Below are 26,463 nucleotides of genomic sequence, written 5' to 3'. Positions count from 1 at the left end.
AAAAATAAAAAAGTATCCATCTGACCCAAAATTTGGACTATTCTTATCTAGCTACTCTACCAGATGCATCACCACCCATAAGTTTTTCAACTTCAGGAACAGTTACTAAGTTAGCATCTCCTTTGATAGTGTGCTTCAAACAAGAAGCAGCTACTGCAAAGTCTAGAGCTTTTTGATCATCCTCTGGGTAAGAAAGTAATCCGTAAATTAATCCTCCCATGAATGAATCTCCACCACCGACTCTATCTACTATGTCAGTGATTTGATATTGTCTTGTCTCGAACATCTTAGAACCATCGTACAATACACCGGCCCAAGTGTTGTGTGATGCAGAAATAGAGCCTCTCAAAGTAGTAATTACTTTCTTAGCTCTAGGGAATTTCTCCATCATTTGCTTACAAACAGAAAGGAAAGCTTCCGCCTTGACATTATGCCCTTCAGTTTGTACAGCGATACCTTCAGGTTTAATGCCAAAGTGCATTTCAGCATCCTCTTCATTTCCAAGAACGATATCACAGTAAGAAGTCAATTCTGTCATGATCTCTTCTCTCTTGGCATCGTCACAGTATTTCCAAAGCTTAGCTCTATAGTTCAAATCAGTAGAAATTGTAACTCCCATTTCTGATGCAACCTTTACCGCCTCTAAGCAAGCATCTGCAGAGCTTTGAGAAATAGCAGGAGTAATGCCAGTCCAGTGAAAGAATCCAGCATCTTTGAATACTTCTTTCCAATCTACCATGCCTGGCTCGATTGTAGACATAGAAGAATGAGCTCTATCATAAACTACTTTAGAACCTCTAGATACTGCACCAGTTTCTAGGAAATAGATACCTAGTCTTTCACCACCAAATTGTACGTGGTTCATTCCTACGTTTCTTTTTCTCATTTCCATTAACGCGCATTCGCCTATGTCGTTCTTAGGAAGTCTGGTCACAAATTCTACTGGTACACCATAATTAGCCAAAGAAACGGCTACGTTAGACTCACCGCCGCCATAGATTACGTCAAATGAGTTTGCTTGAGAAAATCTTAGGTGCCCTTGAGGAGCTAGCCTCAACATAATTTCACCGAAAGTTACTACCTTCTTCATCTTATTTTTTCGTTTTATTTTCTTGTATCGACATTGATTCTAAACTCTGAAATCAAAGCCTAACAAATTCGTTGATAAATTTCCGTGGTCGTTAACGGAAAAGGTCTAAAAAAAATCCTTCGAGTGAAGGAATTTATACGTTTTTAGCCCGTGTTCGATAACGAGTCGTGCAAATGTAATATATTGCAGGAAAATTCATGTGGAAATCCAAAGTTTTTTAAGGGTGGAAGAGATATGAAATAAGTTGTCAGAGTAAGGGAATTATTACATTAATTGATCCTATCGTTTCATTTGATCATTGACAGTCAACATTAATAAATGAAGAGAATTACCATCAAGGAGATCGCTAAGAAAGCAGGAGTGAGTGTAGGAACTGTAGATCGTGTACTTCATGATAGGGGGGAAGTAGCAGAAAAGACTAAAAAGCTAGTCTTAAAAATTGCCAAAGAGGGTAATTACTCAACTAATGTTTTTGCCCGAAATCTTAAACTCAATAAGACTTACAAATTGGCAGTTTTAATTCCTGATGATAATGAATATTGGAGGACACAAAAAATAGGGATAGAAAGGGCTGCCAAAGAATACGAGCATCTGGGGATACAGGCATTGTTTTACACTTTTGATAGACAGAATTTAGGTTCTTTTTTAGAGAATTCTGATAAGGCTATCAAGGAAGAACCGGATGGAGTGGTAATGGCACCGTTGATGGGAAAGGAGAGCCCTACTGTTTGTGCAAGGTTAACAGAAAATGATATTCCATTTGTATTTGTTGACTCTAACATAAGTCAGGCTAATCCTCTAGCATTTGTAGGACAAGATACTTTTCAAAGCGGTTACTTGTCTGCCAAACTCCTGAATTATGGTTCCAAAAAGGGGTTGTCAACCGCTATTATTATTTATTCAGATTACGATAGTAAAAACAAGACTTTAAGAGAGAGAATAAATGGGTATAAGAAATACTATGAGGATAGAGATTGGGATCAAGCTTTAGTAACTGAGTACATCGTTGAAAATAAGTCTTTTTTCTCTCAAGAGAAACTGAAAGGAGTAGAGATTCTTTTTGTTCCTAACTCTAGAGCACATCAGGTATGTATGGATCTTGGAGAGGGTAGGGAAGCGAATTACAGAATCTTAGGATATGATCAGATTCAACCCAATGTAGATTGTTTGAAAAACGGGTCGATTGACTTTATAATTAATCAAAACCCTCAACTACAAGGATATTTAAGTGTTCAGACTCTATACAAGAAGCTTATTGTAAGTTCTGATGTGGAGGAGTTGAATTTGATGCCATTGGAAGTAGTAACAAAAGAGAACTTAGCGTATTCAAATTCTTCGTTTTATTGAAAAGTATAATGATTCCTAATTAAGTTTATCATGTAAAAAAACCATTTTAAAATGGATCAGCCAGTATCAACAATAATGGTCATTGACTTAATAACAGTCGAAGTGACAGATTCTCTTAAAGACGTTGCAAATGTGTTTGGCAATATTAAGATTAGACATATACCTGTAATGGCTGGAGATACGCTTGTTGGGATCGTTAGTCAATCTGACGTTGCTAGGATGAAGCACTTTTGTCAGGTATTGGAATCCGGAGATAGAGAATTGTTTGATGAACTCAATGCTGTTTCTGTCAAGTCGTTGATGAAAACTCCAAAAACAATTTCAAAAGATCAGTCAATTAGAGAGCTTGTAGAAATATTAGCTGTGAATCACTTTCATGCGTTGCCCGTAGTACATGATCATAGATTAGTAGGTATTGTGACGTCTACAGATATTATGAAATACGCATTGAAAAATTTCTAATTTCTAGACTGGTTAAAGATTTTTTACTCTCTAAGTAATCTACGTACTGGTACGTAAACTTTAGATTCTATTTAGATTCTTTTTTGACAAAAAACGAGCTATTTTCGCAGCCTAGAAGGATTGTGTTTTTTCTCGAATCCTTTTAGCGTTTACATAGTTAATGATAGAAGAGATGAAGTTGGTCATCAATGGTCAACTCTGAAAATTAAATACCTAGGAAGCATATGAATACTTATAGCGATTACCTCAAGGAGATCGAAGAGCGAAAAGGACAGGGGCTTCACCCAAAGCCTATAGATGGTGCCGAATTGCTAAGCGAGATCATCACGCAAATCAAAGATACAGATAATGAATATAGAGAAGACTCTCTTAAATTCTTTATTTATAATACTCTGCCAGGTACTACACCAGCAGCAGGTGTGAAGGCTAAGTTTTTAAAAGAAATTATCCTTGGTGAATCTTCTGTTGAAGAGATTTCTCCAGCATTTGCTTTTGAGCTTTTATCTCACATGAAAGGAGGTCCATCTATTGAAGTACTTCTTGATATTGCTCTAGGGAATGATGAGGCTATTGCTGCTGATGCTGCTAAGGTATTGAAAACTCAAGTTTTCTTATATGATGCAGATTATGATCGTTTGAAAGTGGCTTTCGAAGAAGGCAATGCTATAGCTAAAGATCTTTTGGAAAGCTATGCGAAAGCAGAGTTCTTTACTGAGCTTCCTGAAGTAGATGAGAAAATAGATATTGTTACTTTCATCGCAGGTGAAGGAGATATTTCTACAGATTTACTTTCTCCTGGTGCAGATGCTCACTCTAGATCTGATAGAGAACTACATGGACAGTGTATTTTTGAGCACAACAAGGAGCAACAAGCCGAACTTAAAGCTTTGAAAGAAAAGCATCCTGATAAACGTGTGATGTTAATTGCTGAGAAGGGTACTATGGGTGTAGGTTCTTCTAGAATGTCGGGAGTGAATAATGTAGCGCTTTGGACTGGAATCCAAGCTAGCCCATATGTTCCATTTATTAATATAGCACCAATCATAGCAGGTACGAATGGTATTTCTCCAATTTTCCTGACTACTGTAGGAGTGACGGGCGGAATTGGCATTGACCTTCAAAATTGGGTTAAAAAGAAAGACACTAATGGTAATACAGTCTTAGATGAAAATGGTGATCCGGTTTTGGAACAAGCTTACTCAGTAGAAACGGGTACTGTTTTAACAATAGATACTAAGGCTAAAAAATTATTTAATGGCGATAAGGAGTTAAAAGATATTTCTGCTTCATTAACTCCACAAAAAGTTGAATTCATCAAGGCGGGTGGCTCATATGCAGTAGTATTTGGAAAGAAACTACAAACGTTTGCTGCTAAAACACTAGGAATTGAAGCTCCAGTGGTTTACGCTCCTTCAAAAGAGATTTCTGTAGAAGGTCAAGGTCTTACAGCCGTAGAGAAAATATTTAACAAAAATGCTGTAGGTACTACTCCAGGTGTGACACTTCATGCTGGTTCTGATGTAAGAGTCGAAGTAAATATAGTGGGATCTCAAGATACCACTGGTTTGATGACTTCTCAAGAGTTAGAATCTATGGCGGCTACTGTAATTTCACCAATTGTAGATGGTGCCTATCAGTCTGGTTGTCACACTGCATCTGTTTGGGATAAGAAAGCTCAGGCTAACATTCCTAAATTAATGAAATTTATGAATGACTTCGGTTTGATTACAGCAAGAGATCCTAAGGGTGAATATCACTCGATGACTGATGTTATTCACAAAGTATTAAATGACATCACTGTTGATGATTGGGCTATCATCGTTGGTGGTGACTCTCATACTAGAATGTCTAAAGGTGTAGCTTTTGGTGCAGACTCTGGAACTGTGGCATTAGCTCTAGCAACAGGTGAGGCTTCCATGCCAATTCCTGAATCTGTGAAGGTAACGTTCAAAGGTGAGATGAAGACTCATATGGACTTCAGAGATGTGGTTCATGCGACTCAACAACAAATGTTGAAGCAATTTGGAGGAGAGAATGTATTCCAAGGAAGAGTAATTGAGGTACACATCGGTACTTTGACTTCTGATCAGGCATTTACATTCACTGACTGGACTGCCGAGATGAAGGCCAAGGCTTCTATTTGTATTTCGGAAGATGAGACATTAATCGAATCATTGGAAATCGCTGCGGGTAGAATTCAGGTGATGATCGACAAAGGAATGGACAATGATAAAAAGGTTCTTCAAGGGCTGATCGATATTGCTAACAAGAGAATAGCAGAGATCAAATCTGGTGAAAAACCTGCTTTGGCTCCAGACGCATCTGCTAAATATTATGCTGAGGTAGTGGTTGATTTGGATGAAATTGCTGAGCCGATGATTGCTGATCCAGATGTGAATAATGATGATGTATCCAAAAGATATACTCACGATACAATAAGACCGCTTTCTTACTATGGAGGAGAGAAGAAAGTAGATCTTGGTTTCATAGGGTCATGTATGGTTCATAAAGGAGATATGAAGATCTTAGCTCAAATGTTGAAAAACGTAGAAGAACAGCAAGGTAAAGTTGAGTTCAATGCTCCTCTTGTAGTTGCACCTCCAACATACAATATAGTAGATGAATTGAAGGCTGAAGGAGATTGGGAAGTACTTCAGAAATACTCTGGTTTTGAGTTCAATGATGACGATCCTAAGGCTTCGGCTAGAACAAAATATGAAAACATGCTTTACCTAGAGCGTCCTGGCTGTAACCTTTGTATGGGTAATCAAGAAAAAGCAGAACCAGGAGATACGGTAATGGCTACTTCTACTCGTTTATTTAAAGGAAGAGTTGTAAAGGATAGTGATGAGAAGAAAGGAGAGTCACTTCTTTCATCTACTCCAGTAGTAGTTCTTTCAACAATCTTAGGAAGAACACCAAAAATTGATGAGTACGAAGCTGCGGTTGATGGTATTGATTTGACTAAGTTCAAGCCTTCAGGTAAGCAGTTGGTGAGATAATCATTTTTGCTTAGAAAGTATCAAGTTGAAAAGAGGCTGTCTCAAAAAGACAGTCTCTTTTTTTAATAGTGTAACATTTGAAAAAACCTTATTCTCAGTGGTCTATTGGTAAATGAGAACAAAATTTTAGAAGGTATTATGTAGTCCTTGGGTGTTGAACTTTTACTGCAGTTTCTATTTTTTGAATTATCACTTATCTACTTTAAAGAAATGGGTCAGTCAACTCTTAATCTTTTTTTTTCAGATAGTCTATTTTTGATGTACACTATTTCTAATTATAGAGGTTAAACTTAATAACCAATACCATTAATAAAGTCTGTAAGGTTTTGCTTTTTAGATAAGTTGAATTTCTTTCTAAGTCTATATCTGGATACATGGACACTAGTATCTGAAATACCTAATAGCCTTGCCATTTCTTTTGCTGAGAAATTGAGTTTGATGAGTGCACAGTGTTTTCGTTCTGTAGGGCTCAGTTCAGGGAAACGCTTTTGAAGTTCTTCATAGAAGCCAGAATTAACTTCAACAAATCTGCTATTGAATTCTTCCCAAAGTGCTTCTGAACCTGAATTTAATACTTTTAGAGAGTTAAGAGTTTTTCCGTCTCCCTTAGATTTATCCTTTAGTTTTTGAGCCAAGGAATTGATGACTTCTTCACGATCAATGAGTTTAAGTGTAAAAGCTGTGAGTTCTTTGTTTTTGATATCGATCTTTACCTTAGCCTCATTTTGTTTTTTTAGATTGTTCTCTTTCTCAATTATTAGCCGTTTTTGTTGAACTCGATTTCTATAGAGTAAAAAGGAAATTATTGTAATTGCAATAACTGAAACTATTGCAATTTGAAAAATCAGCAGTGTTTGACGCTGTTTAGATACTATACTTTTCTGTAGATTGATCTCTTCTTCATATTTGTTTTTTATTTCGAATATTGATTTGTTTCGCTCACTATCAATACTCAGATATTCATCGTTTAGTCGTTTCGACATTTTTAAGTTTTGGTAGGCTTCAGTTGATAAGTTAATATTGAATTGAGCTTGGGCTAGGTTTTCAAGAGTCTTACTTGTGTTTCTATTGTGAAACCCATATTTCTTGTCAGATTCAAGTGAAAGATTAAAATAATCTATAGCTCGATTAAAATCCTTTTCTTTCAGATACAAGTTGCCTAAGTAGTAGTAAATCATGGCAATAAATCCTTTGGTGGCGTAAGAAATCCTTTCATTGTTAAGTTCTTTTTGATAAATAGCTTCGATGTTATGAAGGATTCTTTTTGTAGAATCTATTTGTCCTAATTCCAGATAGACTAGGGCTTGTTCTGAACGATGATAACTACTATAGATAGGAGGTCGATTCATTTTCCTATCTACAAAATCACAACTGTCAAGGTATAATAGAGATGAGTCAAATTTAAAGAAGTGGCTGTAATGACCTGCAATGGTGAAGTAAGCCCCTGATAAAAACCTAGGTTTTAGTTTTTTAGACTCTACTAAGGATTTGTAAAGTGATAAGGATTTATTGAGGAATTCTTTAGATTCTTCTTCTTTACCAAATTCTTGATAGAGTATCCCTAGTGTTCTTTCCGTAGCAGCTATAGTACTACTGTCCCGGAGTGATTCTGCAATTAATAGACTATTCTGAGCGTACTCAAATGCTTCTGGAAAGTTTTGTTTTCGATGTTGAAGCTTACTTAAATGAAGTAGACTTCTTGTTTTTAAGGAGTCAGGGAAATGTTGATTGTTGATTAGTTTTTTGAAAAGGATAATAGCAGAATCGGGAGACTGCTGACTTAGCTGATGCGCTCTGTTATAGCTAGCCTTAAAATCAGATGTTTTTTGAATGGTAGTGCCTGATACATTGATTTGTAACAGAAATAGTTTTGATAAGATGAGAACAAGCAGTTTTCTCATTTGTAACATAGGTTCATTTAGTATATAGAATACAAAAGTAGGGTGAAAGAGCTATTGTATAGATTTTTAAGTGTTGATATATGAGCTTGTATAGATTTTGAAATATACTTTTTGAGCCTTTTGAGAATGAGTAAAACGACCATTGTATGATTGATAATAGAATTTTATGATATGATAAAGAAGCTTTGTTTACTTATTTTCAGCCTGTTTTATGTGCAACTCAGTTGGGCTCAATTTACTCCTGAATTTAAATCACTTGACTCTCATAATATTCCTGAATGGTTTAGAGATGCCAAGTTTGGTATTTACACACATTGGACTCCGACGACCATTGGCAACGAGTTGGTTCCTTGTGGATGGTATCCTTTTTATATGTACCAAAAAGATTCTGTATTGACTCATGGTATGACGAAGAAAAAGGATGGGCCTCATTGGGCATACACTAAGCATATAGAGAAATATGGTGATCCAAATGAGTTTGGTTGGAAGGATGTGGTGAAGACATTTCAGCCTAAGAATTTTAATGCTAAGGAATGGGCAGAATTGTTTCATAGGGCAGGAGCAAAGTTTGCCGGCCCAGTTGCCATGCATCATGATGGTTTTGCGATGTGGGATAGTGAAGTTACCCGTTGGTGTGCAGGTAAGGTATCAGGTATTGACCCATCTGAGGGCTTAGAGAAGGAAATCAGAAAGCTAGGGATGAATTATATAGCCTCTTTTCATCATGGAAAGACATGGGATTATTATGTTCCATCATATGCCTATGATGGGTCGAATCCTGAATATGAGGATTTGTATTTTGAACCTCATGGTATAGAAGATCCTATGTCTTTGAAATATAAAAAATGGTGGAGAGGTGTGTTGGATGAATATGTAGCAAAGTATAATCCAGATATGATTTGGTTCGATATGGGAGAAAGCAAGGTTCCTAAAGAAACCATGTATTCATTTTTGGCTTCATACTATAACTATGGTCTTCAAAATAATAAAAATGTAGCGACTACCTGTAAGAATTATGCTACTTACCTCCCGGGTTCCATTGTTGATTATGAAAAAGGAAGAGTAAAAGATGTACAAGATATTCCTTGGTTGACAGACGATACCATGTCGCCACAGTGGTTTAACTCCAATCGCAAACCAACGAAAGATGCTAATGATATCATCGACATGTTAGCAGACATAGTTAGTAAAAATGGTTGTTTATTGTTGAACGTAGCTCCGAGTTCTGATGGTGTAATTTCTGAATACGAGAAGAACGTGTTGCTCACGGTTGGTGATTGGTTACAAGTAAATGGTGAAGCTATTTATAATACTAGACCTTGGAAAATTGCAGCAGAAGGTCCTACTGTGCTTGATAAGGATGGCAGTTTTATTAAGAAAAAGCTGATTTATACAGCTGAAGATATTAGATATACCAGATCAAAAGATGAAGGGACTGTTTATGCAATCGTTCTTGACAAGCCTGCTGAATCACTTTTGCTTTCTGCGGTTAAACCTTCTGATGGAGTGAGTAAAGTAATTCTTATGGGTTATGACAGCAAAGTCAAATGGAAGCAGTCGGGTAAAGGTTTGGAAATCAAGATCCCTGCTGATTTATTTGATTCTAAGGCATATGTGATGAAGTTGACAATGAAGTAAGATAGTCAACTTTTGGACTTTTATAGACCAATCAAATTGATTTAGTAATTGAAAAGAACCCTGCTTTTATTAAGAGTAGGGTTCTTTTTATTGATGAGGAAGGTCTACTCATAATTATTGTTTTATGAGCCTAGTTAGCTGGATATCTTTTCCGTTATTGATTTCTATTAAGTAAAGCCCTTCTTGTAAAGCTCTAATATCTAAGTCCGTTTTAGAGCTTGATATCATTTCAGTAAAGACTATTTTCCCACTTGTAGAATAGATTTTAATTTGAGAATCATTTGTAACTTCTGAAATCGAGAGAACACCATCTGACGGATTTGGATAGACTTTTATACCAAGTTTTGAATGGTGGTTGATGGAAGTGGCTTCTCCTTCTTCATCATCTATACAGTTTTCATCTTCGGGACATTCTATAGAACCACAGGTGATGTGCAATTGTCTCCAACGTCCTCTCGCGAATGCAAAAGCATCACCTTCCGGAATCTTACCATTCGATGTGGAGTTAAACTCTACTTGTATGACATCACCCTCCTTAAGTACTACATTGTCAAAAGTATGTGTAGTAGCTTCCATATCTATTTCTGTTTCGGGGTTTTGGAACTCACCGATGAGTTGTCCAGATATCCTAAGTCTGTAAGTTGATTCTCCATCTTCTTCCTTTACTGTAGTAATTGTAATGTCATATATTCCTTTGTTTCCGGAGAATATGGTAGTAGCTGCTGCAAACATTTCTTTATATGTTCCAGCATTGACAGCTAATGCTTTTCTTCCTTCATCCTTGTAGGCAGGGACAAAGCCATCGATGTTTAGATCGTTAAAATCTTCTAATGCATTAAGTGTAGCGTTGTAATCATCACATGAAGGAAGCTCTTCTATTACCACATCAAAAGTCTTTGAAAATGATCCGTCCGCAGTGGAAGCAGTCACCTTAGTCGTGCCAATAGCTTGAGCAAACAATTGACCATCTTTGATTTTGACTATTTCTGGTGAGGATGAAGTATAATTAATCTTTTGGTTGGTTGCTTCAAGTGGCAAAACAGAAGCATGAACAGCCAAAAGTTGGTGTTTGAACATCAATACTTTTTCACCAATAGGGACTTCTATCCCTGTAGCTGATACTATCTTTTCATTAGAGATGCCATCACCAATAAAAGCTTTGAATTTGGAAGGACTACCATCAATGTCGCCATGAAGGAGATAAAATATCATTCCCGCATCAGAGATGTCTGCTGAGCTTTTGGCATTGACGAGCATTCGGTCGAAGATCCATTGAATGTTAGGGTCTTTATGATCGCGCATCCAGTGCCAGACGGTCCAGTCTTTGTCAGATTTCCAAAGTATGTTAGGGTCATGACCTCCGTTTTGATCTTTGATTTTTTTATAGTTGATTCGGTCACCACTTGCAGCGATAGTTTCTGACATCGTATGATGTTTTTCACTATCAGGAACTGGTGTAATATCGAATTTAGGATCACCACGACGAAGGTGGTCATCGTTGTATCCACTGTGAGATACTACATAGACATGTGAAAGAGAATTGATTTTTCCGTCATCGATTACTTTTTTGACAGCTCTATAAAAGAACTCTGCAGGACCCATATGTATGAAATACAAAGGATCTAAGGAACTAGATTTGGCAATCTCTGCTGCTAGGTGGTTGATAGGAATAGAATGGTTTTCACTCACATCGAAAAACTTGTCTTTATCAAAGTTCCACCTTTCAATAGCACCATCAGCCCCGATTTTCATGTGATTCGTTTCGGTGGTATGTGGAGGAGCGTCTATGAAATTGTTGTATGAATAATGAACTAATTTGTCATGCAGGCCGAGCTTAGCAATCATAGCCAAAGCCGCAGGTGTTCCTCCCCAATCATCTGGGTCAGCTCTTGTCCATTTGTGTTTCTTGTCAGGTTGATTATTCCCATCAGCGCTTACTGCAAAGCGATGGTTATTGTATCCCCAGCTTTGAGCCGATAGAGATAGGGGAGATAGTATGGCTAAGCATACCACTATAGCTAATGTGTTTTTCATCATAATTTAAGTCTAACAGGTTTTAACTTAGAGAATCGTTCGCGGAGGAAGGTTGTCGATGCTCATAAATCAATAGATCCAAATCTAAACGGCTTTTCTAGAGAGGTTTATGGATACTTCCTTGCAATGACTTAACAAAAGCCTTTGATAGGCATACAATAACTTAGCAATACGACTATTATCTATTCATTAGGTAACTGGAAGGGTTATTTAGTTTGCATTTCGGTGACGTCTTTCCATTGATGAGTCGAATCATCTTGGAAGTTTTTGTATTTCTTCAGAAACCGTTTGAGTGCTTTGTCATTAGGGTTGATTTCTAAAAGTTCTTTGAACAACTCAGCCGTCTCTTTGAGCTTTTTTTGTTCTAGAAGAAAGATGCCTTCATGATATCTATCGTTATAGTCTATTTTGGCAATTTCATGCTCAAACATGATTTCCATTACAGATAAACTTTCCTTTTTTCCTTTGACTTTTACTTTGTCTAAGAATCTAATGTTGAATAATTCAGGATCCTCCAGACGATCCAATGTCGCAGCTGTAGCCATAATTTGGACACCATAGTGTTTGGTAAGTCTTTCAACTCTTGCAGCCGTATTCACAGCGTCCGAAATAACAGTTGTTTCCATGCGATCGTCATGACCAACAGTACCTAGAATCATATTTCCGGTATGGATTCCAGTACCAATTTTTATCGGTTCTATCTTTTTGTTTCCTTCTAGCCAAAGATTAAATTCAGTGACAAAATCATTGAACTCCATGGCTGCTAGTATCGCGTCGTCAGCTTTGCCTGGAAATAACGCCATGACCGAATCACCAATGAATTTGTCAATAAACCCTCCGTGCTTTTTGATGATAGGTACAATTCCTCCCAAATAGTGATTGAGGAAATCAAAATTTTCTTGAGGTGTAAGGCTTTCAGATATATGAGTGAATTCTCTTATATCGGTAAATACGATGGTCATCTCGCATTCCTTCTGATCACCTAGCTCTACTTCTTCGATTCCTTTTTTATTGAGAATATTGACGAATTCGGTAGGGACAAATCGGTCATTTGCTTCACTGACTTTGATTAGTTTTTTATTAGCATTAGCCAACTCTATTGTTCGTTCTTCCACCCTTTGCTTGAAAAATTTCATCTGTGAAATCACTTCATTCTTGAGAATCGAGAAATTCTGAGTAAGACTACCTATTTCATCCTTTGAAGTACTAATCGGATGGTCAGACTCCAATGTGAAATTGCTATCTACGAATTGAGTGATATGAGCTGTGAGTCTAGTAAGAGGTTGCGTGATTTTATGAGCTATTATAGCACTGATTACGATACTAATAAGTACTAGTATTACTACAGTTACCGCAAAATAGAAGGTCAACATATCAAACTCTTCTTTGGCCCATAGCTTAGTTCTTTCTACCAGTTGGCCAAACTCAGTTTCCATTGACGCAATTTCAATATCTAAGTCTTTTCTCAAACCTGTGTTATCCTTGATCCCGATTTCTTGATCAAGCTCTACTAAACGGATAAAAGTATTCTCATACTTATCGAGGTGATTAAGAAGCGTTGCTCTTCTTGATTGATTTAGCCGTTTGTTTTGAGAGATGTTCGACTCTATTTTCTTTTTGACAATTGAGAACTTCTGTACGTATTGCGGTTCATTCCTGATGATGTAGTCTTTTTCATGTCTTCTGAGAGTCAGTAGATCTGCACGAGGGATTTCAACAGTATTTTCTAGCCAATGAGCTTCAGTTCTCATTTCACCTTCGAGGCTATAGTCTTTAAATCCCCTCTCTTTGATTTTTTGTCGTAGAATGGTAAACACCGAATCTACCCGATGAATGAGTAATCGCTGTGTATTCATGTAATTCTGAATATCAGCTTCCTCAAACTTTGTATTTTCTAATACACTGGATGTACTATCCATCCAAAGCTGGTATTCGGATAGAAACTTACTCTTTGAGGTCAAAAAGTACTCAGGGTTTTTAGTTTCATAGCTGAAGAAATTCTGTTGTGATTTCACACTCTTGAGAAGATCCAGATATGCTCTATCTATGCGTTCGGATTTATCAAAGATCTTTTCTCGTTTTTGAATATATCCTAGAGAAAGAAGTACTACAAAAAAGCTGGAACTAATGAAGACTAGAAACCAGAATAGTAATCGGAGTCGAAAAGTTTTAAACATGCAAGCCAATTTCCAGATTTCAGTTCAATTAGCAGGTTGTTTTTAGTTTATGATTGCGTTAATTATTTGTTTGATGTTCCTATTGAGCATATCTTTTCCCTATGACTTTTAGTATTATTTTGTTGGCGCATTGGATGGGGGACTTTGGGTTCCAGACCTCTAAAATGGCTTTGAGAAAAAGCAAGAGTAAGAAGTGGCTACTTTACCACGTATCGACCTATACAGGTGTAATTGCAGTTACATCTTTGATATTATTCCCTCCAGAAGATGCTTTTTACTACATCTTGACCAACGGGTTTCTCCATCTAGCCACTGACTTTGTGACTAGTAAACTTGCGAGTAGATATAGAGATAGCCCTAGAATGTACTATCCCATTATTGGTTTCGATCAGATGATTCACACCTTGAGTTTGTACTGGACGCTACAATTGATGTAATAGAAATATTCCTCAGAATAAGCCAAGATGAATATTCAACAATCATTTATGAGCAATGACGAAGAATCATCATTGCTCACCTTAATCGTTTTATATCTCTAGGCTTGTTTCTTAGTAACTGCATTCAAGATGAATAGGCCTAATAATGCAGATATAGTAGAAGCAACCAAAATGCTGACTTTCGAGGAGGTCAACATTGCACCATGAAATGCACTAGATGCTACCACTATCGACATGGTGAATCCTACGCCCGCTAAGCAAGCAGCACCAAATAATAGACTCCAGTTTATTTCGCCAGACAGCTGAGCTATTTTAGCTTTAGAAGCTACCCAACATGCTCCTACAATGCCTAGAGGTTTTCCTATAACTAGTCCTACGATGATTCCCAAGCTACTAGCAGAAGTGAAATCAATTTGTGCATGAGTTAAAGCAATACCTGTATTGAAGAAAGCGAATAATGGTAGAATAAAGAAATTGACAACCTTCTCTAACGAATGCAATAGGTAGTCACTAGGTTCTCTCAATCTATCTACGGCACTCTTCAAGACGTTCAATGAGCCATGACTGATATGTCCGTTTTGATCACCTTCTCCATTAGACTTATTGACCTCTCTATCAAAAATAATAGCTGTCTGACGTGCTATTAATGGGAGGTCGGCTCTACCTCTTGTAGGTATCAATATAGCTGTGATTACACCTGCAAGGGTAGCATGTAGTCCACTTTCAAAAATTAAAAACCAAAGAAGGAGACCAAGACCTAGGTAGATGTATAGTGAAAATACCTTTCTGTTGTTGAGAATAGCCATGGTAGCAATTACAGCTAATGCACCTATAAAAGGCATCAAGTGAAATCCGTGACCATAGAATAAAGCAATCACTATGATAGCTCCCAAGTCATCAGCCACTGCGAGAGCAGAGATGAATATCTTTAAAGAAATAGGAACCCTAGACCCTAGCAATGCCATAAGACCAAGTGTAAAAGCAATATCTGTTGCCATAGGTATACCCCAGCCATTTGCTGATTCAGGCACACTCACATTGAAAACAGCATAAAGGAGCGAAGGAACAAGCATACCACCTATAGCACCGATCACTGGCATGGCAGCCCGTTTCATATCAGATAGTTCTCCATCAAGTACTTCTTTCTTGATCTCAAGTCCGATCATTAAGAAGAAAATAGCCATCAAAAAATCATTGATCCATATCTCTAGTGGAAGGATAAGACTAGACTCTCCGAAGGTCAAGCCAGACTTCAGATGTCTCCAATGCTCATAGACTTCCTCAAAACCCACATTGACCATGATCAAAGCAGCCAATGTAGCTAATATTAAAACTGCTGCTGCAGAAGCTCCCCAGTGAAAGAAACTGTCGATAGCTCTTGATACCTGTTGACGCCCTCTTTTTTTGATCGCTTCAAATACAGAATGATCATCCCAAGCTCCATTATACGGTATACCGTCAATAGTTAATCCTGGAAAAACTAATAGACCGCTTGATTTAGAATCTTCGATGTCTCTATAGATTCGAGCTTCGACACCTTCATCGTCAAAGTCACGCTGGAAGGAGTCCATTTCTATTTCCAGCTTTCTAGCTACTTCAAAGACATACTCGCGGCTGAAATCTTCACTACCTGCGATCAATTGATAAAATTCCTCTGATTTGTTCTGCTTTTCAGCTGCTGCTATGCCTTTAGCCCCATTAATAGCATCTGGATTAGACGCTAAGTCAGGACAGTATTTGTAGCCAAACTCTACAGTATCTCCGAATTTATTCTTGATGGTCTCTCTAAAAGTACTGGATGACTCACCCGAAATTTTGTTTTTTAAATCTCTATATCCGGTTAGAATGACTTTGCTTTCAGACATGCGAAAGGGTGTTTTTAAGTTTATTGCTATAAGATGTAAATCAATTGCTTTACTTCTACTCAAAAGTTATGAAAGGGTTATCATATTTTGAAGATTTAAAAGAAGCGACTGATTTGAAGTTGTTTAGATCGGAATTTTTTTTCAAATACATAAACAGGATTAGCCCCAGAATTATCATTGAACCTATTGTCAACAATAACGCTGGGGTTAAAAAGGTCATTGTTTTTCTTCCAGTACTAGGCTTTTTATCTGCAATAGATCAAACACTATACTGGAGACTTCCTTAATATATGGCTGTCTGATAATACTGAAATGATCTCCGGGAATAGGAATCACATTTTGGTATCTTTCTTCCAAGTAGTTGACCAGTTGGGTGGTTTTAAGCAAGGAAATAGGACCAGAATACTGAAAGTCAGGTTCCCATTTTCTCAGCAACCCAATATTGGATAAATATGCCTCAGTTTCAAACAGAACTTGCTCACGAACTCTAGTGTCAGCTATTTGATTACAAACTTCTTTAAGAGATAAGTGTTCTTGATTTTGTAGGTCTTTAAGAGATTGTATCTCTTGCTTGGAGACATAATCAGATGCAATCAAATCAAGAGCTTGACCTACTTCTACTGTTTCATCAAAAGCATCAGAGAAACCAAGTTTCGTAGCATGTCCCTCATCTATCAAGATAACCTGCTCTACTAATTCTCCTTCGTTTTCCAAGATAGAAGCCATCGCTAAGCTTAAAGTTCCTCCAAAACTATACCCTCCTAAAATGTATGGCCCAGTTGGCTGTACTTGCCTTATTAACTGGCAATACTCTCGAGCTTTATCCTCAACGGAAGAGTAAGAACTGTTGTCAGATACTCCGTAAAACATCAGGTCTAATTCACGAGCAAACTCTAAATAACAATGAACACCGCCTCTCGCAGGATGCATCATGAAAATAGGAGTTTCACCTTCTTTTTTCTTCTCGATATTGAAGGCCAATATATTAGAAGGAAGAGGTTTGTATTCAGGAGTTGATTGGATGTAATTGGCAATGTCCTCTACTGTATCACACATTTCAAGTATTGTCAAGGAGAGGTCAATTTGAAATACGGTAGACAGTTCTTCTACTAGTAGTACCACCTCTATAGAGTCAAGAGTGATCTGATCGAATAGAGATATTTGTGGGTCTACAGATACTCTAGCAACCTCCTTTATTTTCTTCACTATAATCGCTTCCGTCGAAGAAATATTCAAATGATCTAGTTCATCAACTCCGACCAGATGCGTTAGCTCTTGATCATCGTTCGATACATCGTCATATAGTATTTTGATTTTGTCATTATTCCATTTTTTTTCAAAATCTCTTCTCTGTAGCTTTCCGAGAGAGGTTCTTGGCAACTGACCTTGTTTGATCAAGACTATCCTTTCAGGAGTGACACCTATATTCATCAAAATCATGTCTTGGATCTGAATAGTAAGTTCCTTTAGTTCCAGTTTTTTTGCTGACCCATTTATTACTTCTGCCACCACAGTCATTTGTTCCTCACCCTCATCAGAAAACGAAGAAAACGCAATAGAACCAAAAATCCCCTCTATAGTATCGAGCGTCTCTTCTATGTCTGTAGGGTAGCAGTTGACCCCACGAACGTTGATCATATTCTTCAATCGATCGCAGACAAAAACTTCTCCTTCGTGGATGAATCCCAAGTCCCCAGTTCTCAAATAGGTTTTATCATCTTCTCCAGCTATGGTAGCTTCAAATGTTTCTTTGCTTAACTCTTTTAGGTGAATGTATCCTGAAGCTTTGGAAGGACTAGAGACCCATATTTCTCCAACTCTATCCGTAGCCACCTCTTTATGCGAGGTAGGGTCTACGATACGAACATCTACACCTTTGACCGGAACACCGCAGCCCGCCAATGGATGCGTACCCGGTCTTACCTTTTGCTGATGCATAAGGGCTATTTTGTCAGCATAGTAAAGTCTTTTTCCTCCCAAACTAACAATCGTCACATGTTCACCCAGACCATATCCAGGAGCCATCATTCTAGCTTCAAACCCAGCATCACTATAGGTATTTACAAACTTTTCCATTGTATTGGGGTCTACTCGTTCACCACCCATCGCCAGCGTCTTCATTCTAGATAGATCCCATTTCGGATCTGGAGTTTTTATCTTATCCAGAATGTACTTCAGTCCGAAGTTGGGCATTACAGTAAAAGCAGCTTGATAATAGGACAGTGCTTGCATATATATCTTAGGGTCCTTCAAAAATGTGAGTGGAGATATGGAGACCGTAGTTGATCCTATGAATATATTCTGTAAGAATATGCCCACTAGCCCTATGTTGTGAAAGTGTGGAGCCCAGCTCACTACCTTGTCTGGAGGAGTCGCTTTTAATCTATCCTCTAGCATCTCCAGTTGAGCCAAAAGTTGTTCATGAGTGACAACGATCCCTTTAGGAATACCCATAGATCCAGAGGTGTATTGTAGATAAGATATATCTTCTTTATTGATCTTTTCGAATTCAAAACTAGAAGGCTTCTCCGTTTTTATCTTATCAGTTTTATACCATGGGACGTTTGTCTTTTTCCCATAGGTGCTAGGAGAGGCAGCTCGTCCCGCCAAGTAATAACTGTAATATTTGGAATCAGTCAATATGGCCTTGCCTCCACAGCTATCGATCACACTTGTAAATACATCTATCTCCGATTTCACCTTTTTAGGATTCATAGGAGTGACAATAGCGGGGATGATACCAGATAATGTACATCCTAAAAATGCAATGTAATGATCAGCCGCATTCAAATAACAGAGTACTACTGTATCTCCTTTTTTCAGTTGGAGGTCTTGTCGTAAATAGTATCCTAAATTTTCCGCTTCAGAGAGAAGTTGTTCATAGGTTTGATGATGTATTTCATTCCCCTTATCATCTAGGAATAAGAAAGCTTTTTTGTCCCGATAGAAAGTCGCCTGATTTTTGAGGATGTTCACGAAAGTACGATCGGAGCTTTCCTCTTCTACAATGTCCTTGGTCTTATTATAGGAAAGTATTTCTTTTGGATGATGAGGAGCGATACTATTGGCTACATTCAGGCCTGTGACAATGGCATCTTCATGAAAATTAAGCCCTTGCAGCCAGCTACCACAGTACCAAAGGCCATCCTCTCCTTGTAAACTTTGCACCATCTTTCTGGCACGAACAGTATTTACATTGATGTGTACGTGTCGTTGAGTAGAAGCTATACCATCTTTGATCGGCATTTCTTGACCATAAGCATGTGTTACGAATGTAGGAGTTTGATGATCATGGTTAGAATAGAACAGTTTGGTCGCGACACAAGAGTGATCGTATCCTTTAGCGTCAGCCTCTGGAACCATGACATTCATATACCTCCACATACTCGGATCAGGAGGCATGATCGAAGCATCTTTATGCAAGATCACTGTGTCGTCAGATATTGAAAAAGAGGAAAGAGTACTTCTTATCTTATCATTAGCTTCGTCTCCTATGACTTTGAGCGCTTCGTCTGGTAATATTCCAAATACTAGATGGTCAAACTTCTGCTCATAGGATCCTGAAGTTTCATTGATACTGACTTTGACATACGGATTGTTAATAGTACGTTTTGATATCAAATTACCCGTAGCATTGTTGATTATTTTCACACCTTTTTTCTCTACATAAGATTTGAATTGACGCATGTAGTTACCCGAGCCATTGGTAATTCTACAAATTTTATGATTCGACAAGTCTAGGTTAGCAGTGAGATTGAGAATACTTAGAGGATACTGTAAGTAATACCTAAGCTTGTGACCTCCAAAGAAGAAAATCATTCTGCCAAAGAAGTAATGATGCCAAAAATTCATTGAGAATTCATGATCAGATTCATTGAGCACATCCTCTAGAGATAGATAGTCTCCATGATTTTTTTCTGCTATTTGCAGGATGTTTCTCAACTTCTCTGATTCTAAAAATACCTTTCTAGAAAATGGATAAGACGCTTCTCCGTCCCAGACCAGTTTTCTATCCTGAGTATAGTACAGAGCAGATTTGTTGGCATAGGAGAGGGTTTCGTAATCAACCTCCAAGCGGTCCAATATATTAATAGTATTGGGGTAGAGGGCAGGAATAATCGCACCAAAAGCCGGGTCTACAGACTCCCCACCTGGTAGGGTAACAGAAGAGGAATGCCCCGGAGAAATACCAGAATCACTTTGCTTCTCTATGATGGTCACGTCATGTCCAGCTTCCTTCAGTGCCAATGCACAGGATAAGCCAGCAGCTCCAGCTCCTATTATACATATACTCATTGGACGATTGCCACTAGAGTCTGATTCCTCAGTGATTTTGGCTCGACGCTCATTGGCAGACTGAAGCTCAGACTCTACCGTGATGTCTTTGAAAAACGCTACAATAGATTTCTCAATAGACAGATCTTTTTCATCACTTAGCCAAGGTTTTAGAGACTTGAGAGAAAAAGGGTACACTCTGAGGTGAGAGGCATAGCTAGACAAAAAGTCATGGTCAATTAACTGCGCTGGAATTCTTTTGTGATCATACACCAGCATAGTAGGAACAGCTATTTTCTGTTCGTTAATTTTAGCCTTAGGTCTGATCAAACTTTCGCTTATTTCAAAATTGGCACGAAGGTAATTGGTAGCTTTTTTCAGAAAAGTATCATCTTCTAGATGGGAGAGGTACTCCTCTTTCTTTGAAGGCCACCAGCTCTCATTCTTCCAAAAGCTTTTCAGACCAGTGACCTTTTGCTCTTTTGGAGCGTCCGTTATAAATGAGCGGGTCAAGTCCCAGTATAGTTGAGTTTGCTTGATTAATTCATCATTGCCAGCGGTCAATACATCAATAGGAGTGTGGATCAAGTATACACCCCCGGCTAATTCTGGGTGTAATCGAGCTACCTCTGCTGCTATATGACCACCAGACAGATGACCGATCAGTAATGGTTTGTTAAGTTTTAAAGAAAGGAGTATTTGTTTAGCTAAAAAGGTGAGATGTTCGTAGGTATTGTTTTCTACTGATTGAGAACACGAAAGGTCTTCTACATAAAATACCTGATGCTTAGTTGACAAGGATTGGCAAAGCGTCAATCCCGCTTCGGGGATATCTGGCACCAAGTTGAAATAGACAATAGGTTGTGAGTTATTAGTTCCAAATACCTGAATAGGGAAATTCCTATCCTCCACACTGATTACTGGATTCATTTTTAATAATAGCTAGTTGAATAATGCGTAGTGGCAGGATGGCTCGGATAGGCTCAGATAGCAATTAAGGAGTTGGCCTGTATTAGAAATTGATATGCCAAGTTATACTTTTAAAAGTATATATACTAACGGTCTTTTTGCGCGCTCAATAAGATTGTGTTTTTGGCTTGGCAATACTGCTTCATTTCGAATGGAGTCTCGATAGCAAATCGAGATGTAATGCGGCAATCTGTTCGTTGAACCACTGCATGACCTGAACAGATCGCCACGCTGTGCTCGCGATGACGGTCATTTTGCTTTTAAAGCAACTTATTTATAAGGTATCTGGGTTAGCCATATCTACTTAGAGGTAAAGCTCCTCGGATGACGATGCTCTTAAAATCTACATTCTATAAAAGGTGTAATGAGTAGTAATAAAGCCATTGGTAATTTCCAGAAAAATCAATGTTCAAACTAAAAACAATAAAACCGTCATCCCAAAAATCAATTATGCGATAGCAAGAATTGGTTATTTGGGATCTCTACCTCAGGGTAAGTTAGAAAAGATTCGTCATAGGAAGCCCTATAGAAGGGTCTTCTAAGACGTTAGAAGATGTTTCTCTATCGTTCAACAAGACTACGTTTTAGCTTCGAAATTCCTCGTCATTGTGAATGGAGTCTCGATAGCAAATCGAGATGTAATGCGGCAATCTGTTCGTTGAACCACTGCATGACCTGAACAGATCGCCACGCTGTGCTCGCGATGACGGTCATTTTGCTTTTAAAGCAACTTATTTATAAGGTATCTGGGTTAGCCATATCTACTTAGAGGTAAAGCTCCTCGGATGACGATGCTCTTAAAATCTACATTCTATAAAAGGTGTAATGAGTAGTAATAAAGCCATTGGTAATTTCCAGAAAAATCAATGTTCAAACTAAAAACAATAAAACCGTCATCCCAAAAATCAATTATGCGATAGCAAGAATTGGTTATTTGGGATCTCTACCTCAGGGTAAGTTAGAAAAGATTCGTCATAGGAAGCCCTATAGAAGGGTCTTCTAAGACGTTAGAAGATGTTTCTCTATCGTTCAACAAGACTACGTTTTAGCTTCGAAATTCCTCGTCATTGTGAATGGAGTCTCGATAGCAAATCGAGATGTAATGCGGCAATCTGTTCGTTGAATCACTGCATGACCTGAACAGATCGCCGCGCTGCGCTCGGATGACGGTGATATTATTTTAAGGAATAGCATCTTTAGAAGGAGGCACGACGAAGTAATCAAAACATTATGAAGAGAATAGATCAACTATTCTACCTCTAAACATTTTGTAGAGAATTGATTGCGTTATCTTTAGGATTCAGAATAGCAATTAATAAAATGAAAGTAGAACAAGAAGTAAGTGATATACTGATGGAAGACTTGAAAAGCACCTATTCAAGCCATTTCAACCTTTTGGATATAATGACAGTTCCCAATTCGAAATTGATAGAAGAGCTCAAGGTTATTTATTCTCAACACTTGGCTTTGATCAATATAGCTACTGCACCCTCTACAGCAAGTGTTGACTTATATGCTGACCTCCGAAAGGATATCGAGAAGAAGCTTAAGTTCTACGAAAGCATTGAAGATCCGAACAATATAGACATCGACGAACTTATGAAAGGCTAGTTAGATAGCCTTTTGTATCTGGCAGGACTTTGTCAGAAGAATCCGAAACCTACATGCAACCTGTAGCCCTTCATCGAATAGAGTGGAAATTTTGTTTTCTTCTACTATCTGATATACATCCCTGACTGCGCATATTTTTTTTCAGAACCCAACCACGCATATTTTTTCAAAAATGTCATCCACGCATATTTTGAAAAAACCAGATCACGCATATTTAATTCGAAATACCAACCACGCATATTTATTTCAAATTCTTAGTCACGCATATCTTTTCAGACCAAATAGATATGCGTGATTGTTTTTTGAGTTACGCATATATGCGTAGGGGGGGCACGCATATATGCGTGGTTCATTTTTAAGTCACGCATATTTTTTTGAAAATCTTAACCACGCATATTTTTTTCAAACACACTTACGCATAATTTTATTTAAAAACCAATCACGCATATTTTGAAAAAAAATCTGACCACGCATATTTATTTCGAATTCATAAGCACGCATATTTTTTCAGAGATTGCGACTACGCATATTTTTTCAGAGATTGTGACCACGCATATTTTTTTGAAAATGTCATTTACGCATATCTTCTTGAGGTCTACTCGCTAGTACCTGTTCTATTTTTCCCCTTTGGAAGACTTTAAATAACAAGTGAAAACATGAAGAGTGCATGTACTTAGAAGTGAAAAGCAGTTAAGTGTGAATTTGGTTTGTTTGTAGCTTTAGATAGGTTATTTTCGGTGGGATTAATTAACACTGTTTAAAAAGACGTATTGCGAATGGGTGACATTCGTACGTTGCTACACATAAAGTCATCGAATAGAATGGGTTTTATAGAAAATTTAGCCAAAGGATTTGTTCGTTCAGCAGTCAACCAAATTGGACGAGATGGAGGTAGAATAATCAGTAACAAGGTTTACAAGGATACCCGCTCAACTCCAATACAATTGGTCGGATTTTCGAATGGAGATACGCACACCGGAACTTCTAATAATTCAGGTTTTAACAGTCGGCAAGATTTGAAGGGAGCTGGTTACAAAACTGAACTATTCCGATCCAATGTGGTATTATATTTTTTTATGGTTATTGGCTGTGAAATTCTGCCAATATTCGGACCGCTCTATTGGGTTTATCTGGCTTTTAGGAATTTCTTTAAAAAGTACACCAGATTCTATTGCTACACACAAAAACCTGTATATGTCCAAGATAGGAGATACAAAACAGGTCAACGACATGATGGATATACCAAGGTGAAGGAATACTCTGATGTGGTTGCTAAGCCCGTAACAAGTGAACGAATTGTCTTCATTATCAAAGGATTGATAGCTCTGGGAGTTGCAATTTCATTGGCAAGTTTTCAGTACTCAATTTACGATTCTTGGAATAAACCAACTACTGATGTAGTCGAAACTATTAATCTAGGAACTGTTTTGGCTGAACGTGGACTTAACATGAGAACATCTGCCTCTGGACAAGCAGAGATCTTAACATCAATACCATTTAACGAATCTATTGAGGTAATTTCAACCGATGGTCCAGAAGAAACCATTGGGTCAAAAACTGCCAATTGGATGAAAGTGAAATACAAAGAGGAAACGGGCTGGGTTTGGGGTGGACTCATAAAAACGGAATAAATACGTGAGATAACAAATGTTATGAATGAGGGAATTTCTCAATTCTGCGAGTTCGAATAAGAAATGAAAAAAGTAATAGCCAATTTCGTAGAGTTGGCTATTTTCTTGATGAAACATTAACTTCACTAAAACGCACTCTTCATAAAGAGTCATTAGACCAATAATCTTTCAATGCCTAAAAACTCGTTTGGTAAGAACTTAATAGAGCAAGTTTCTAAATTTGATGAAGAATCAACGTCGTTAGATGAAGTTCGATTTTCAACTATAAATCCAGAAGAACTAATTTTTAAATATTCGATTAAGCAAAGTTTAATTGGTTTGGCCTCTACAGTTGTCTTTGCTACAATTTTGTTAACAAATAATGATCATCAAGAAATACGAATTCTAAGCATATACAATTACAATTGGTTGCTTGGAATTGCAATAGGTATATTGCCCTTTTACCTTTTTATAAAGTCCATTATCCAAATAATTAATAGAAAAACACAAGCTAAAATTAATTCGTCAGGTATTTGGACTGATCTTTTTGAATTACAGTGGTCTGAAGTCGTTACAACTAAAATTCGTAAAATAAGTGGAGATATAAGCCAATTGATTATCTGCACTTCTACACAAGAGTTCTTTATTAGTATTCATCATTTTAACATTGATCCTAAGAAGGTAAGTCATATGGTTCAACTATACAGAAATTTGCAAAATAGTACATCTAATAATTGATTTGATTCCAAAGCGATGTCGTTCTTTTAAGAGTCCTTCTTGAAAGATAGAATGAACTGTAGAGTCTCCTGACTCGGTATTCTGGCACAGTGTATAGCTAGATTAGCCTACGGTCTTGTCATAAATTATTTCAAGTGCCAAGCACTTACATATGAAATAGTGGAGGTAATGTATTATTCATTATTTTGGTTTTAAGAATTATAAAAAAGTAATTCACAAAACCAAAAGCTCACTACGTTACATGGTTAATTTACCTATAATAAGCCACCATAAAAAGTACATAATAACAAGAATGAAAAACCTAATTCTTTTAACAATCCTAATCGTTTTTGGATTCCAAAGCTGCAATGTTGGAACAACCAAAACTTGGCAAGGTGATTACATTGAACAAGGTGTGAAAAATCAAATTGAAACCTTGGATAAATTAGTATTGAAAGCTGTAATAACAAATAATGCTAATCTTCTGAAGTCAATAATGTCAGATAAGCTATTGGAAGTAAGCGGTAATGATATTGACCATTTACTTGAGAATGCAGGTAATATAATTACTACAGTTGACTATAAAATTCTGAATCAAGTTCAATCAAAAAACTCTACAACTGGAATAGTAAATACAGTTATATCGGGAGTTAACGAGCTCAATGATTACGTAATTCACTATCAAGCCTTAAACCAAGAAACATTCATTTCAGTGTTAATGCCTAAAAGTAGACTTGATGAATTTATAGTTATGAACATTTATGGTAAATATCCAGCGGGATGGAAACTAAATATTATCCAATTGGGGCAGTACAAAGTCAATGGACAAACTGCTCCTGAATTGTATTCTAAAGCAAAAGCCGAGTATAACAAGGGGTACTTGATAGACGCAGCAAATACTATGTTTTTGAGCTCAAAGGTTTCAAATCCCGCTACTAAATTTTGGCAATACAGCAAGCAAGATGAGATGAAAGAGTTTTATGAAAAAGTACTGACTGAAATAAACTCGAAGTACAAGTTTCCGATGACTCTTGAAGCGATTGTCTCTAAACCTCAGGTTTTGTCAATCTATCCTCAAAGAACTACAAACGGATATTTTCCCATGATTGAGTATTTGACAATCTTAGACTTAGAAGATACAGTGCAAACGAAAGCTGAGTATGAGAAAGTTCATTCAGAGATCGTAAGGGTATTCTATGGAATTGAAAAGGATAAAGACTACATTTTTTACAAGGCCTTAAATGAAATTCCAAACGGGAAAACACCTGTTCCAACTTATGGATTTGTAAAAGAACTAGAATAAAAAAGTGTATAAGGTTATACCTATT

Annotated in this window: 15 protein-coding genes; 9 read left to right on the top strand and 6 right to left on the bottom strand. The window is 37.4% G+C overall.

Annotation, left to right across the window (positions count from 1 at the left end; genetic code table 11):
- Positions 1-43: 43 nt before the first annotated feature.
- Entirely contained in the window at positions 44-1,090 is a 1,047-nt protein-coding gene (locus tag DKG80_RS06795; RefSeq protein ID WP_109830563.1) for a sugar kinase, read from the bottom strand.
- 318 nt (positions 1,091-1,408) lie between these two features.
- Between DKG80_RS06795 and DKG80_RS06790 the strand changes: the two genes are divergently transcribed.
- The 3 genes from DKG80_RS06790 (at position 1,409) to DKG80_RS06780 (ending at position 5,901) form a co-directional block, all read left to right on the top strand.
- Entirely contained in the window at positions 1,409-2,437 is a 1,029-nt protein-coding gene (locus DKG80_RS06790) for a LacI family DNA-binding transcriptional regulator (protein WP_109830562.1), read from the top strand.
- A gap of 51 nt (positions 2,438-2,488) precedes the next feature.
- A complete protein-coding gene (locus DKG80_RS06785; RefSeq protein ID WP_109830561.1) occupies positions 2,489-2,899 on the top strand; it encodes a CBS domain-containing protein in 411 nt (136 codons plus the stop codon).
- A gap of 224 nt (positions 2,900-3,123) precedes the next feature.
- Complete coding sequence (locus tag DKG80_RS06780) at positions 3,124-5,901, top strand: bifunctional aconitate hydratase 2/2-methylisocitrate dehydratase (protein WP_109830560.1); 2,778 nt, start codon at positions 3,124-3,126, stop codon at positions 5,899-5,901.
- Between the two features lie 290 nt (positions 5,902-6,191).
- Here the strand turns inward: DKG80_RS06780 and DKG80_RS06775 are convergent, their stop codons facing one another.
- Positions 6,192-7,802 carry a tetratricopeptide repeat protein gene (locus DKG80_RS06775; RefSeq protein ID WP_162555729.1) on the bottom strand — a complete coding sequence of 537 codons (1,611 nt, stop codon included), beginning with the start codon at positions 7,800-7,802 and terminating at the stop codon, positions 6,192-6,194.
- Between the two features lie 171 nt (positions 7,803-7,973).
- On the opposite strand from DKG80_RS06775, the gene DKG80_RS06770 reads away from it, so the two are divergent.
- On the top strand, positions 7,974-9,440 hold the full coding sequence (locus tag DKG80_RS06770; protein ID WP_109830558.1) for an alpha-L-fucosidase: 1,467 nt from the start codon (positions 7,974-7,976) through the stop codon (positions 9,438-9,440).
- A 114-nt stretch (positions 9,441-9,554) separates the two neighbouring features.
- Here DKG80_RS06770 and DKG80_RS21090 read toward each other — a convergent pair whose 3' ends face one another.
- Both DKG80_RS21090 and DKG80_RS06760 read right to left on the bottom strand, forming a co-directional pair.
- Positions 9,555-11,474 carry a T9SS type A sorting domain-containing protein gene (locus tag DKG80_RS21090; protein WP_162555728.1) on the bottom strand — a complete coding sequence of 640 codons (1,920 nt, stop codon included), beginning with the start codon at positions 11,472-11,474 and terminating at the stop codon, positions 9,555-9,557.
- Positions 11,475-11,680: 206 nt separating this feature from the next.
- Positions 11,681-13,651: an adenylate/guanylate cyclase domain-containing protein gene (locus DKG80_RS06760; RefSeq protein WP_109830557.1), complete on the bottom strand. Its 1,971-nt coding sequence runs from the start codon at positions 13,649-13,651 to the stop codon at positions 11,681-11,683.
- 101 nt (positions 13,652-13,752) lie between these two features.
- Between DKG80_RS06760 and DKG80_RS06755 the strand changes: the two genes are divergently transcribed.
- Positions 13,753-14,088, top strand: a complete 336-nt coding sequence (locus tag DKG80_RS06755; RefSeq protein ID WP_109830556.1) for a DUF3307 domain-containing protein — start codon at positions 13,753-13,755, stop codon at positions 14,086-14,088.
- 98 nt (positions 14,089-14,186) lie between these two features.
- Here DKG80_RS06755 and nhaA read toward each other — a convergent pair whose 3' ends face one another.
- Both nhaA and DKG80_RS06745 read right to left on the bottom strand, forming a co-directional pair.
- The gene (gene nhaA / locus DKG80_RS06750) at positions 14,187-15,953 is read right to left on the bottom strand and encodes a Na+/H+ antiporter NhaA (protein WP_109830555.1); all 1,767 of its coding nucleotides are present in this window, start codon (positions 15,951-15,953) and stop codon (positions 14,187-14,189) included.
- Between the two features lie 216 nt (positions 15,954-16,169).
- Complete coding sequence (locus DKG80_RS06745) at positions 16,170-21,158, bottom strand: FAD-dependent oxidoreductase (RefSeq protein ID WP_109830554.1); 4,989 nt, start codon at positions 21,156-21,158, stop codon at positions 16,170-16,172.
- Positions 21,159-22,517: 1,359 nt separating this feature from the next.
- On the opposite strand from DKG80_RS06745, the gene DKG80_RS06740 reads away from it, so the two are divergent.
- The 4 genes from DKG80_RS06740 to DKG80_RS06725 all read left to right on the top strand — a co-directional run bounded on the left by DKG80_RS06740 (position 22,518) and on the right by DKG80_RS06725 (position 26,438).
- Complete coding sequence (locus DKG80_RS06740) at positions 22,518-22,808, top strand: hypothetical protein (protein WP_109830553.1); 291 nt, start codon at positions 22,518-22,520, stop codon at positions 22,806-22,808.
- A gap of 821 nt (positions 22,809-23,629) precedes the next feature.
- On the top strand, positions 23,630-24,439 hold the full coding sequence (locus DKG80_RS06735; protein ID WP_162555727.1) for an SH3 domain-containing protein: 810 nt from the start codon (positions 23,630-23,632) through the stop codon (positions 24,437-24,439).
- Positions 24,440-24,610: 171 nt separating this feature from the next.
- Positions 24,611-25,156: a hypothetical protein gene (locus DKG80_RS06730; RefSeq protein ID WP_109830551.1), complete on the top strand. Its 546-nt coding sequence runs from the start codon at positions 24,611-24,613 to the stop codon at positions 25,154-25,156.
- Positions 25,157-25,448: 292 nt separating this feature from the next.
- On the top strand, positions 25,449-26,438 hold the full coding sequence (locus tag DKG80_RS06725; RefSeq protein WP_109830550.1) for a hypothetical protein: 990 nt from the start codon (positions 25,449-25,451) through the stop codon (positions 26,436-26,438).
- Positions 26,439-26,463: the final 25 nt, after the last annotated feature.

This window comes from Reichenbachiella versicolor (assembly GCF_003171675.1).
Lineage (GTDB): Bacteria > Bacteroidota > Bacteroidia > Cytophagales > Cyclobacteriaceae > Reichenbachiella > Reichenbachiella versicolor.
Note: the sequence above shows the minus strand (reverse complement) of the source record. Positions and strands in the feature narration are given on the sequence as shown.